This window comes from uncultured Ellagibacter sp. (assembly GCF_934617235.1).
In the GTDB taxonomy this organism is placed as follows: Bacteria; Actinomycetota; Coriobacteriia; order Coriobacteriales; family Eggerthellaceae; genus Ellagibacter.
Genome location: NZ_CAKTTZ010000057.1, coordinates 1 through 13,466 on the forward strand (window position 1 = coordinate 1; position 13,466 = coordinate 13,466).

At 54.0% G+C, this 13,466-nt stretch carries 7 protein-coding genes; 1 reads left to right on the plus strand and 6 read right to left on the minus strand.

Annotated elements, in window-relative coordinates:
- The 6 genes from Q0G85_RS09415 to Q0G85_RS09440 form a co-directional block, all read right to left on the minus strand.
- On the minus strand, positions 1-1,093 hold a 1,093-nt coding region (locus tag Q0G85_RS09415), incomplete at its 3' end, for a restriction endonuclease subunit S (protein WP_297157236.1).
- A 156-nt stretch (positions 1,094-1,249) separates the two neighbouring features.
- Positions 1,250-1,918, minus strand: a complete 669-nt coding sequence (locus tag Q0G85_RS09420; RefSeq protein ID WP_297149108.1) for a hypothetical protein — start codon at positions 1,916-1,918, stop codon at positions 1,250-1,252.
- A 57-nt stretch (positions 1,919-1,975) separates the two neighbouring features.
- Complete coding sequence (locus Q0G85_RS09425; RefSeq protein WP_297157240.1) at positions 1,976-3,001, minus strand: hypothetical protein; 1,026 nt, start codon at positions 2,999-3,001, stop codon at positions 1,976-1,978.
- 32 nt (positions 3,002-3,033) lie between these two features.
- A complete protein-coding gene (locus tag Q0G85_RS09430) occupies positions 3,034-7,908 on the minus strand; it encodes a DEAD/DEAH box helicase (protein WP_297157243.1) in 4,875 nt (1,624 codons plus the stop codon).
- Positions 7,909-10,947 carry a hypothetical protein gene (locus tag Q0G85_RS09435; protein ID WP_297157246.1) on the minus strand — a complete coding sequence of 1,013 codons (3,039 nt, stop codon included), beginning with the start codon at positions 10,945-10,947 and terminating at the stop codon, positions 7,909-7,911.
- A gap of 133 nt (positions 10,948-11,080) precedes the next feature.
- A complete protein-coding gene (locus Q0G85_RS09440; RefSeq protein WP_297157249.1) occupies positions 11,081-11,263 on the minus strand; it encodes a hypothetical protein in 183 nt (60 codons plus the stop codon).
- Positions 11,264-11,659: 396 nt separating this feature from the next.
- On the opposite strand from Q0G85_RS09440, the gene Q0G85_RS09445 reads away from it, so the two are divergent.
- On the plus strand, positions 11,660-13,351 hold the full coding sequence (locus Q0G85_RS09445; RefSeq protein ID WP_297157253.1) for an MFS transporter: 1,692 nt from the start codon (positions 11,660-11,662) through the stop codon (positions 13,349-13,351).
- Positions 13,352-13,466: the final 115 nt, after the last annotated feature.

A 13,466-nucleotide genomic window follows, 5' to 3' on the forward strand; every position in this document is an offset into this window, starting at 1 on the left:
CAAATCTCAGTTTGTCGACCTGGGAGACGAAAGCTGCGAGCTCTTGCTGAAGGGCAAGCGGCGGGACGTCTACCCACATCTTCTTTAAATGAGAAGGACCGAAATTCAGCTGCGCTGACCCCGTAATTTGTCTTTCCAGCTGTCGCTTGAAAGAAGTTGATTTGAGAAAATGCTCAAAATAGATTATATCGAGTGCACTCTCGTCGAGTACTTTGAAGCGAATAGTACTCGTATTCATGCACAAGGGCAGATGCTCTTTGCTCGCAAAGCCAATCTTCTTGTCAAAATACTCAACTTTAATTCCAGATGAGGCAATTATCAAATCTCCTGAATCAACGAGAAAGTGTTTGTATCTTCCATACGCTTCTTCTTTTGATATGAAACGATTCGTATTGCTGAGGTCAAGCTTGCCATCATGCAAATTTGCGACATTCAGCAGCTTTACCCCGCTACTGGTGTACTGATAATTTCTGACACCAGGTCCTTCTTGAAACCAAACCATATCTGGGAGCTTTGCTTTTGAGAATACCGTCCCTTCGAACATCTCGACAAACCGGGATTTGACCAGGTCGTCGATACGATTCTTTGAATCATGGCTTCGTTTAAGCAGGCTCTCAATTTGATTGAGAACCGTGATCCGACGGTCTTGCTCGTCTAGGGCAGGCAGATCAATCGTGATGGATTCAACTTGCTTCTTCGATATCTCCTTGAACGTAGCGCCTCGCCCTATCGACTTGAGCTCATCGGTCTTCGCATTTAGAAAGTGGTAGAGGTATTCGTTGCTGATAGAGTTGCTACAGATTAGGTTCTTGAATCCTTGGTTGCAGCACATCGGTGATTTGGTGATCGCTGTTTTGCCAATGGGAGCACGGGAGGAGAGCAGAACCGTTCCCAAAGGCATCATTCGTAGATGACAGCTTCTCATCCCCTCTTCCGTGATGTGCCTTTCGGTATCCTCGATGTAATGAGTTTCGTCGCTAATTTCCGCAGGGGTAACCCATTTTATGCTGCCGCCCCAATACTCTGGGCATGAGGATTTAGGTGTAGATCCCGAAACGATGGTGCAAACTGATCCGAGCTTAACCTTTCCCATTACGCAGCCACCTCCTTTTGGGTAAACCGGGATTTGACGGTGGCTCTGGTGGTGCTGAGCGGTGTTGAGGGTTTTCTCTTGCTGGGCACGGGGTCTCCCTTTGCTCGACGCAAAAACCTGCCTCGAAAAACCTCGTGCCCAACCGAATCTTCGAACTTAATCCCACGGACAATTATCGATGTATTCCCATTTTGCTTCGTCGAGAACGTATCTCATCGTAAGATCAAGAGGACTATCAGCCTTATCCTTTTTCGGATAGTTTTCGTTGTACAGTTTTTCGAATTCAGATTTGGGGATACCGCCCTCGTCATCCCATGTAAAGAAAGCCCCGTCATTTACGTTGTCGCCGCACAGGGTCATGCCGTCTTCGGTGTCGTAATTTCTCAGAACGTGATAAAATTCATCCTCCCCATTGTAGCTGTGAATATCCGATATTGCATACGACCCTTCAGGCAGATGTCTAGTAAAGTAGTCTTCTAAATCGTTTGCGATAAAAAAGAGACCTGTGCAGAAGCTGAATCCAATGAGATACCAATCGCCATGTTTCTTAAAAACGAAACTGCTCTCGTCGCTTGTGGAATAGCTTGTCGTATTCGGATTGAAGGCCTCCATCGTATACTTCCAGAACATATCGGAAGCCTTTGACACCAATTCATCGATGGTGTCAAAATCGTCAACATTGAAATCGAAGGTCTCTTCATCCATGCCACGTTTCCACACGTTTGGAGCACCTTGAATCATATTAGTAATCATTAGCTTGAGAAGCCCCTTCATCTGGGACTCATCGCACGCAATCGCAGTAAAATTATCGTTATAGCCACTCATAATGCATCCTTTCATAAAATGAACTCTACCTGTAAGCCTATCGTTGCGTTCGCTCAACTAATCAAGAATATTCTCCAGTCTTTCAAGCAGTTCCTCTCCTCCCTCTCCCTCGTCTTCAATACTTCCGGAAAACCAAGCACGCAGCTCGGTAGAATCCGTTAGCTCGTAAATATCTGTTAACTCGTAAATGAGATCGGCCCTGCTCTCGTAGTCGAAGTACTCTGCGATTTCGTCCAGCAGACTGGGGTCTTTCGCATCAATAGCATCGAAATCGATTCCCCTGTTTTTGCCACGATCGAACCTTGACGCAATGGCAAGGCGCTTCCTGAAGCTTTCGCTGACTTCTTCGTCGTCAAGATCCCAAAGCATAGCTTTCACGTCCTCGACGTCTTCGGCCCAATCTCGCAATTCCTCTGCATCCTCATAACCGAGCTCCTCAGCTATTTCGTCAAGCAGTCCGGGGGCAGCCTTTTCGATTTGCTCGAATTCTCCAGCATTTGCCTCCTCCCAGAAGAAGTCGCTCGGCTCAACCGAGTCAAACAACGCCCGAAGGGCAATTTCATTCAAATCGCCTGGCACAGAGCTTTTAACTTTGCCTGACCATTCTGCGTACTCGCCATAATCTACAATTCCTTCTGTGGGCGACCCGAAATCTTCACCCCATTGAATATGTGCGAATTCATCGCCCGTAGCACACACGTACTCCCCACCGTTAATAGATGCGCAGCCGTACTTCTTGGAATCCATAGATTTGCAAAAGCTTTCAACTTGATAACTGGGATTCCATTTAAGCCCGAGCCTCAATTCGATACACGGCTTGCCCCATTGCATCGATCCAGAAAGCGTTCCGCTTTCAGCGCCAGAATCGGGATTACTATCGAGAAGGCACAACAAGTTGTGATTAGCCACTCCGCTGTTCATTGCCATTATGAGCTTATCCCAACTCGCATCCGCGTCAACTCCTTTGAGAAGTTCGACCTGCGTTGCCTCCTCGAAGTTTTTAGACATAGTGTTGAGTAGTTCTTTTGCAGCCGTTTCGTTTTCAGAAACGAAAAATAGGCGCTGATCACAAATGTTTGCCATGATGACTTCCTTTCCTTTAACTTTTCTCTTCCCTAATATCCCAGCAAGCTTCCCAGTATTCGTTTCGCGGCGCCACGGGAAAGCTTCGCTTGCTTGCTTTGGTTATAGTAGTTGGCGATGCATCCGTAGCAGCAGGTCTCCTCGCCACAGCCACAGTGGCCATCCACAACCTTGTACGCCTCCTCGACAAGCTCGGTCACCCTATCGCTAAGCTGGCGCGCATGGCCTGCCCCACCAGGGACATCATCGTAAATAAGCAGGGATACTCCATGCATCTCGTTCTCGTACATCGTTCCGCCAAGTTCTGTCTCGGGCACTTCGAGAATCTTGGCGGCAGCGGTGAACAACGCCCACACCACAGCTTCCCAATCCTCATCGGCATAGGCAGGAGCTGCCTCGATGTCGAACACGAGCTCAAGCACATCGCTCACAAATGACGCCCCTAAAGCGTCGTACCGAAGAATCTTCGGCGCGATTCCGCTCTTCTCGCAATACCACCAGTGTTCGATCTTCTCACCAACTACCGCCGCAGCATTGCAATATTTGCAAACATGAAAACCTCCTCGAGGCGCATTGAGAACGCACAGCTGCCCGTTACCTGCATAGCGTTTCTGGACGCGCCCCCCTGCGAACTGAACTATTTCTGGACTCGTCTCGTTCGACCAGTGCTGACTGAAGTGAACCGTCGCATACCCCCTCGAACGAGGCTTCCTAAGCCCGATGCCCTTTTCCACCCGCTTGCCTTCGAAGCCGTATGATGGAATCAGCATGACGCCTTTCAGCTCGAATTCGGTTTTGCAGACAGGGCACGTCCCCGTGTTGCTGAAGTTATCAATCGGCCAGACGAATGCACCGCACTCGGGACACTTTCCGTATCGACGCTGCTGGAGGTCACGCCCTTTCGGCCGTCTTATTCCAACTGAGCGCCAGAGCACCTTCCCTGCGACAATTTCCGAACCAGGCGAGTACTCCCTAATGGCTTGGCGCATTCCGCGAGACAGTGAGAGCCTGTTGTCCTCAATCGACTGCTCAATTGCAGGAAGGTGAAGCTCGACCAGGTCCGTGGGGAAACCATATTTGGGGAGAATGCCGTTCTCCGCGAGAATCGATATGGTCCGCTCCTTCTTAAGCGCACCGAGCGCCCTCATAAGGCTCGACGCCTTGTACTCGTCTTCTCCCATGAAATCGTCCACGCCCTGCTGCAATCGGGCGTAGTCGGCATGCTTTAAAGCGTGTGCACGCACGAGCCTACCGCCGTCGTCATCATCGCTAGTAGGACTCGCGACGAGCATATCAACCCAACCCCAGTCCGCAATTCCCAGGCCTTGGAAAACAGGGAGAGCATCGGGTATGACTCGCGCGATCTGGCGAGAAACTCGTTCTGGCTTCGAGGCAAGATACTTCCTCAGTTCGCGCAAGCCGTTCGGTTCCTCAACGGAGAGGTCCATGAAGCTGTTGTACTCATGGGAATAATCCTCCTTGCCCAAGTTCTCGCTCGCGTAACGGAAGAACTCAGACATCGCCACGGCGAAGACGTGACGCACGGCAATAGCGTCGTTGTCCAAGTAGCACATGGGCACCCTGGTAGCACCCGTAATAATCCTTTCTGGATTCTCGAAATACGCGATATCGTGCGGACGGAGGCGCGCGAACGTGATGGCGTAGCCCGGCTTGCCCGCGCGACGGCCTACTCGACCTGCGCGCTGCGTGTAGTTGGCGGTTGAAGGAGGAACATTGCGCATGAAGATTGCGCGCAGATCCCCAACGTCCACGCCAAGCTCGAAGGTCGTGGTGCACGACAGCACGTTCACGTCCCCCTTGATGAAATCGCTTTGAATCTCCCGAGCCTTCTTGGAGGACAGCTGCGCCGTGTGTTCCTCGATATCAAGAGGCAGCGCTTCCTCTTGGTATACGACCTTGTAGAATCGATCCTTATCCCTGGCTTCGGCGAAGGTCATCTTGCGCATCGTCCCCTCGCACTTTGTCGTCGCGCAAACGCCGTGGGTATCCAAGTGCGTCTCGCACCCGCACGCATCGCAGCGGTAGAGGACGTCGTCGTCTGCGTGCGGGAACATCGTCCAGATATCCTTGTTGAGCCTGAACTTCTCCTTTACGGTCTCCTTGGGACCAACAAGGAAGTCATCGGCCTTGAAGTAACCTCCCAAGTATTTCACCATGAAGATAAATAGCTCTTGGAGTATCTTCAGCGAGTCCTCTCGAGAAATGTCGATGCCATGGACCCTCTTGGCGTATTTACGAATGAAAACGCTGCGCTTGTTCTCGGTAGTGCTCATGGACGTACCGGCAAACTGAACGATATCCTTTGATTTGGGGGCGCTCTCGCCCCCGAGAACCACAAGGTTTCCTCGCTTCTCGTGGTTGTTCCTGAGTTCCGGCACGCCCTCGGGAACCTCAATCGCGCCACGCTCTCGAAGCAAGTCGAGGCAAACCTTGGCAAACAGAATGTAATCCTCGGCAGTGAGCCATTTAATGCCATCGGCGTTGAGCTGGCAAGCGCGCTTTTCGACGAGGCCCTGAACCCTGGGGTCCGAGAAGCCCTCGTTAAACTCGACGGGCTCAATCCTCACGACGCCAAGCCCCTCGAGGCTGTTGCGAGAATCCTCTGCGGCGAGCTCATCGAGAACCCACGCGGTTGCCTGCCCCTTCTTGTCGGAGCCCAAAAGACCAGGATATCTCCTGTTAGCGGTACTCGCTATCCAATTCACCACAGCGCTCGGCTTGCAGCCATCGCCATCTGCCGATCTGGCCTCCACGGCCTCCCTGATAAGCTGACGACGCGTGATGCTTCCGTAAGTGCGCTCCATAGAAGGAGCGAAGAAGGCGGCATCCTGGCGCTTGTCCGAGAAGCAGATGATGCTCCCCGCCCTGCGCTCCTCGTCGGAATCTGCAAACCAGTCATCTTCGTCAGGTTCCTCCTTGTCGAAGGGAGGGACCTCCCTGACCAGGTCATAGCAGACAACACTTCCCGCAGCCTCGGGAGAAACCCTCATTGGCTGGATCGCCACGCGAGACTGATAGCCGCAATGACGGCAGCGCGCAGTCTCTTCATCAGCTTGCCAGCTCTCAGTCCGGTTGAGCGCCACGGGAACGCGAGGGGCCTCTTCGTGGCTGAAACGGTGAAGGCCACCATCCGCCTCATGATGGAGCGAACCGCAAATCGGGCACAGCCACTGGACCTCTTCATCGGAATCGCGCTCCTCCTCGTTCGCAAGTATGCGGTAGTAGATTCTCGGGATAAACTCGTCATCCAAGTCCGTGCCCTCGTGGCGAGGGTTCAGCCAAGCTGTGGCGGCCTCCTTTGCAGACTTCTCCTTGCCGAGAATGTAAGCCTGACCGCAATGGCGGCAAACCGAGACCTCGTACACGGGAGTGTCGTTGTTGTCGTCGTACTTCTCGGCGATAGTCTTGTTGGGAGTGAGCTTGCGAGTATGGAGGTTGAGGTAGATTCCCTCGGGAGCTCGCAGGAAAGAGTGGAAGCGACTCGTGAGGATGGGAACATCTTTGGAGCGCTGCGCAGAGGAAAGCACCTCGACCATAGCGGTGAGAGTTTCGACTCCCTTGCTGTTGCCCGCCAGCCCCTCGATCCCAAGTTCTCCAATGCTTTCGAGATCGGTGAGGTCAAGGAGACCCTCGCAGCGCCTTACCAGCTTGCATGCAGAGCGCTCACCTAAAAGTACCTTTCCAAGACCTAGCAACGGGCTTTCGCCCTCCATCCTCGAAAGCACGTTTGCCGGAACGTCGGAAGACTTTAGCACCTTGCTGATGGCCGATGCGTCCACAGACTCGGGGTCGCAAAGCGCCCTCCGAAGGCTTGCCCACGCAGCCAGCGGAAGCATGCCCCACGGCGTCTCGTCCAGGGCGTCTTGCGGCTGGTCTTTTTTGCTGCCCACCACGTCGAGTTCGGACCCTCCACCGGAGAATGGCTCTCCGAAGAGATCCTGCGCAAACTGGGCAACCTTCGGCTTCTCTTCATCGGTACCAATGGTTGCGGAGGTTGCGTAGCAATGAAGATGGGGCTGCTCTCCCGTTTCCGATTCGATACGAGCCTTAAGGCGGCGCAGCAGGTATGCGATTTCAGTTCCGAGGGTACCGGAGTAGATATGCGCCTCGTCGATGGCGATATGCCTCCAGTTCGCACCGAAGGCCTTGCCGAACAGCGGCGCATCCTCAGGACGAAGGAGGAGATACTCGAGCATCGAATAGTTGGTGAGCAGGATGTTGGGAGGATTCTTGCGAATCTCCTCGCGGGATATGATTTCGTTAGGAAGCTTGACTTGTCCGGGATTCTCTTCCTTCCATTTCTGGAGCGCCTTGGACTCGGTCTCCTCGGTGTCGCCGGTGTAACGACCGAAGGTGATATCGGTGCCTTCCAAAAGCATACGGAATCTCTTGAGCTGGTCGTTCGCAAGAGCGTTCATCGGATAGAGAATCATGGCGCGAACGCCAGCGGAGCAGCCCTTATCTCCGAACTCTTTGAGAATGTCATTGAGAATAGGCAAAAGGAAGCATTCGGTCTTACCCGATCCAGTGCCGGTAACAACAGCATAGTTGCGGTCGTGCGCAGCCTTCTCGATGGCCTCCACCTGGTGCACGTAAAGAGGGCGGTGCGGATCGAAGTTATCAGGATCGCCTCCGCCAAGGCCCAGCATTCCCTTGCAGAGAATCCCCTCCTCCACCAGCTTGGCACCAGTCTTGCCCTTCCGATACGGTGGTGCGGCCTCCAAGAAGGGGCCTTTTGCCAGGTAGCCGGGCCTTTTGAGAATACTCTCCAACTGGGCTTGAAGGTCTGAGTCTGCAAAGTGGATCGTGGTGGCAATGTACTCGCGGTAGGAGTCTTCCACCTTGCGCGCAGTCTCGATTGGATTGAATTCTTTGACCTGTACCATTTATGCCTGCCTTCTCAGAATGAACTTGGTTGCATATTCGTGCTGAGGCTCCCCCAGCCAGTCACTCGGGGACATTTCCATGATGACCGCCTTACGGGCGTCTAGGAACCTAACCACGCTTGGCGGAAGTACGAGCTCCGTCGCGCCAGCATCGGCAGACGCCTCCGCGATGAGTCTTCCGCCCACTTTCCTCTTGAATTCGAAGCAAACATCGCAAACAGGCCGTCCCTCAAAACGAAGCACGTGATTCCCGTCCGCAGTTACCAGCAGCTTCCAATCGGAGATGCCGATGCCCTCGGCGCAATCGAGAATCGCAACTTCGGACCAGGCCGGCCTTAGATACCCCTGGGTCACATCGTCACCGTAAATAAGAGAAAACTTCAGGGGAAGATCGCTCGGCCTCGAGTCGTCAGTCTGCTGGAAAGAAGCCGTATGCGCGAACAGGTTGAACTCGTGCACGCCCGGCTGTTTGAGCTCCTTAAAGAGGAGAGGTTCCAAACCGAGCATCACGATCGCGGCTCTGTTGTAGCGCCACCCATACGAGGCAATCCTGAAGTTGGCGGCGCTTGGGCCAAGATCCAAAGCATCCGCCAAGCAGACGGGACGCTCTGTGGACACGCGCGCGAGAGTGCTGGGAATCCCAATGTCGATGGCCGCAAGGGCGAGCTTCGCGTCGGTTTCCTTGCCGCTTTCGCTCGATCGTATGCGAAGGTGCAGGAACTCATCTTTGAGGAGGGTCTTGGCCGTGTACCTACCCCATGCACCCACGGCCGCGGCTTCTCCCTGGGTTCCAACGACGTCGAGCGCAAGGACTGCCTGGAAACCATACTCGGCGACCGCAATGCCAAAGTCGAAGCTTATAGATGTCGGCCTGAAGTCTTGAATCGGAACCACGGCGAAGCGATATCTGAAAACGACTTTACCTTGCGCGGACTTCTGCCTTGCCTCGATCAAGCATTCCTCGATATGGAGGTCGAATAGGCCCGACTCCTGAGGGATGAGGGCGATCTGAGCCGCAGTCGACCCGCCGTAGTCATCCGACCACATGACGCGGCGTGGTATCGATATTCTTTGCCCATCACTTATGCACATGATATCGAGGTCATCGAGCGCGGCAAGGCCATCGATAGATTCTATGGTCATGGACGGGAGGCCGCCGTTGGTGCCAAGTTCGCACGGGATGTACCCGTATAAGTCAACTCCGTCGGCGGTCTCGCCGATGATTCGCCTCTTGTCTATCTTGGCGACATACCGCTCCTGCCAGACGGCAACTTCCTCACCCGTCAGGTCATTTACAACCGAGCCCGAAGAACCAGGATCAACGTCGTAGATGAAGATCTGGGTTCCGCCCCATCCACCGGAGGTCTCGTATTCCGAAACCGCACGCATGCCCTGACCAGGCTCGATCCTGCATCCGTCCTTAACAATGTAGGCTATGCGGCGCGTTCGCGCGATTCTCTCGTTTCGTCCACGCAGGCGATAAAGCCCCTTGGCATCCTTAATGAACTCGAAGCAGCCAGGTTTGCTTCTAGTGAACGTTTGGTTCAACGAGCTTGCCTCCATGTATTCGCCGGTCTGCTCGCTTTTCTGCATGAGCTTCAGCTCGACATCGTAGCGGGCCTGCGGTTTGACAGCGATGCTCGCAGCTTCAAGGATGCACTTCCCCACACTTACGCTGAACTCAGAGCTGTGCTCCATCTCGCCATCGACGTAGTAATCGATTCTTGCCCCAGCAAGATGCAGCGGGAACTGCTGCCGTGGCCACCGCATAGACACGATGCCCTCCGCGAGGTCGAGCTGCAGACTGGCCATGGGGAGATAGATAAGCCTCTGCCCACTTTGCCGCCTCTCACGCGGAGAGCTCGAAGAGCGAGATCTTGCGGCAGCGGAGGTTTGTTCCCGGCTCTCGCGCAAGGCATCCATAGCTGCTTCCGGAAGGCCAAAGTTGGATAGCATCGTGTAGCCGCTTCGAGAGTCTTTCGAGCTTTCTACCTGGACAGCCACGCGCATGGATGCCTCGAAAAGGGGCGCGATGGTCGAGTCCGGAGCCTTCTCGAGGATGTTCAGCACAACCTTCTTCGGCGCAAACCGGCTCTCCGGGTTCTTCAGCTCTTTGAGGATCGAGTGCCCGTCCATTTCCCCGCCAAAACCATAATAACCAGCGGCGATTTCGTTTGCCAGGGGAAGGATGCACTTCTCCCAAAGATTGGACCACGAATCAGCCGACAAGCCGCCATGGAGAAGCGCGGTGTAGTAATAGCAGTTGACTTCCTCGTCGCGAGCATAAAGAGGCATTCCACGCCGCTTGATGTGGTCGACAAAGACCCGCTTGAACAAGCCTTGCACGCTGCCGTCGGTAATTGGAAGCTCCGCGAAGAAGTTGCCCCACAGGTTTCCGTCGCTGTAGACGTTTCGGGCCCTATCGGCCACATATATCACAAAAGCATTCCTGAGATGCCGATTGATCAGGGAGAGGGCTGATCGAGGCTGAGCTGAGTAGTAGTTGAAGAGTTGCAAGAAAGCATCACTCAGCTCATCGAGATCGGTCGGGAATTCCTCAAACGCCTGGTAGACCATGACGTCATCGAACCTGTCGTCGAGATCGTCGAACGCTTCCCTCGCGCGCTTCTCAAAACCCCTCAATGCGTCAGAAAATGGCATCGAAGGCAACGAGGTAGGCCCATCGTGCGTCAATAATAAACGACCGGCGCTCGAAGCGCTGAACTTCCGCGGAGCAACGAAGGAGGCCTTGGCTTTCGAGAGGGTCTTGTCAACGGCTTCTTTATCGATTTCCCTCTTCTGCAAGACTGACGAAGCGAACTTCTCTGGGTTCGCGCGATAGCGTTCCTGAAGCTCGATTATCACGTCAGCGTCACGCCATTCGAAAAGAGCATCAATATCTTTTTCCGAAAGATCGAGAAGCTTCGGAAGCGTATCGAACCCGGCATGCTTGATGACGCGCCGAATACTCGCACTACCGAGATTGAGCTCGGTAACGGGCGTAGTCTTCAGTCTTTCGAAATTGCTCTGATCGCTCATTCGCGCTTCCCAAGAAAGTGAGTTGTAATCGGACTTCCGCTTTGGCTTATTATAAGCATACCCTGAATCCTGTTCTTCGCATATGAGAAGGGCTATCTCATGGTCATTGCCGTTCCCATGCCATCAGGCTCGTCTACTCAATTTCAAAATCGAGAAGGTCGATACCGAGGGATTCCGCTTTTTGGCAAAGCTCGCATGCGCCCATGCTCTCGATGTCGGAGAGGTCGAGGATCGCCGCGGGGAAACCATTAAACATGGCGGTACCGAAGTAGTCAGTCATGTAGTCGCGAAGCTTGTCAACATCGATGGTGGCCATGCGCGCCCTCTTTCCCGAATCCGCGCCCTGCTGACGGACCTTCAACCTTCACCTTGCCAGCGAGACGCACTTTCCCTGCCAGGATAGAACCACTTCGAGAATAACACAGCATTTGGCATAGTATCCTTACTATATGCCGCGTTTCCCGATAGAGAGAAGTGTAGCCGAGAAAAATGCCGTGGCTGTCCGCTGCAATGGACAGGCTAAGATAAAGCCATTGTCACTTTGTCGCGGTAGGCTTCGACCAGCAACGATTTCTAATCAAGACTATTCCATTTGCGCATGACGTCTATAAAAGATTTCATTTCGCATATTCAAGGGCACATACATACACTTACCCCCAATAGGTGCACCGACCAACCCAGCAAAAGACCGCTAGCAAATGAGGAGGGGGACATGAATAATAAGGAATACACCGTTTCCGAAGTTATCGACTCCTTTGGAATGAACAAACACACCTGGCTCATGTTCATGCTGCTTGCCCTTGCAATGATTCTCGATGGCTACGACTTCATGGTCGTCAACTCGACAAACATGTTCGTCGCGCACACTTTTTGGCCGGATAACCCCAATCCAGGCGCCCTGATGGGGTCTCTTACCACCTGGGGCCTGCTCGGCATGGTCATCGGCGGGGCTATCGGAGGCATCCTCTCCGACCGCATAGGCAGAAAGAAGATGCTCATTATCGCCGTCATGTTCTACGGCCTCTTCACCTTGCCGCAAGCGTTCTCGAACGACCTGGCGTTCTTTGCGGCTTTCCGACTGATTGCGGGACTAGGCGTCGGCTCTTGCATTCCGATCGTCACCACCGTCTTTGCCGAGACCATGCCCTCAAAACACCGCGGGCTCTTCATCGCCTGTGGCCAAGCTTGCATGGTCGGCGGCTGGGTGGTCGCCGGTCTCGTCGCCAACCCCATCTGTAACGCCGAGGTCCCCCTTCTAGGCGACTTCACCAATGCCGTTACCTATATCGCCACGACAGCCGCTGGTGAAACAGTCGAGCAAACCATGTATGCAAATTGGAGACTGTGCTATCTGATCGGCGGCATCCCCCTGGTATACGGAATCGTCCTGTTCTTCCTCATGAAGGAAACGCCTCACTGGTATGCCAACGCCGGTCGTTTCGACGACGCTGTCAAGGTTTTAGCAGACATTGAGCGCATATCGCTCGGCACCGAGACCAAGCGCGACCCTTCGTGCCTGGTCGTCCCTCCGCGCCCCAAGAAAACTACGCCGAGCGTACTGTTCTCCAGCAAATACATCATTGGAACTTGCGCAATTTGGTCCCTGTACTTCGTCGGTCAGTTCTGCGTCTACGGAATGAACGCCTGGCTACCGGCATTGTTTAGCGGCATAGGCTACTCGCCTTCGGAAGCGGTGTCGCTGCAAACATGGAACAATTTTGCGGCGATCATCTCCAACTCTGCCGCAGGCTTCATCTCCGACCGCGTTGGCCGCAAGCGCAACCTCTTAGGAGCATGGGTTCTCTGTGCCGCCGTGATCGTCATCTGCTCCATCTTCGTCGCGCCCAACCAATTCCTGTTCTGCATTGGCCTCATGCTGCTCTTCGGTTTCTCCCTAAACTACGCCATCACCTCGGTAAATCTCCTGATGCCGGAGCAGTACCCAACCGCAATACGCAACACGGGCGTTGCATGGTGCCAAGCGTTCGCACGCTTTGGAAGCTCTGCGTCCTCTATCGTGCTCGGAGGCATCGCGGGCATGGCAGCATTCCAAACCATCGGAGGAACCACAAACTGGTCATTGGTCGTGCTTGTGCTTATCGTCCCATTCGTCCTGGGCTTTATCTGCGCGCTTCTCTTTGTTCGCGACACTAACGGCAAATCGATGGATCAACTCGCAAATGAGGCGACTGGAGACGAGCTGAGCGGAACAGCCCCGTTCGCGATCATGCTCGCAATCGTTGTGATTCTCTTCTCCTTGTGCATCGTTTGCCCACTGGCAATCAGCGGATGGTCCAAACTCCCCATTGCCTTGCCGCTTATGGCCACCGGCATGCTCCTTCCCTTCGCCTTCTTCTTCATCTTTGGCGGAAAACAGCTGGCGAAAGATGCGGGAAGGAAATAAGCTAGCCCATTACAGTCTGAGGTAAGCCACCGGTGAATTTCGGTGGCGAGCATTCGGCGCATTGCCTACGATACGGGCAAGCCCCGAGGGGCCGCCGATCGGGCGCCTCCGGATG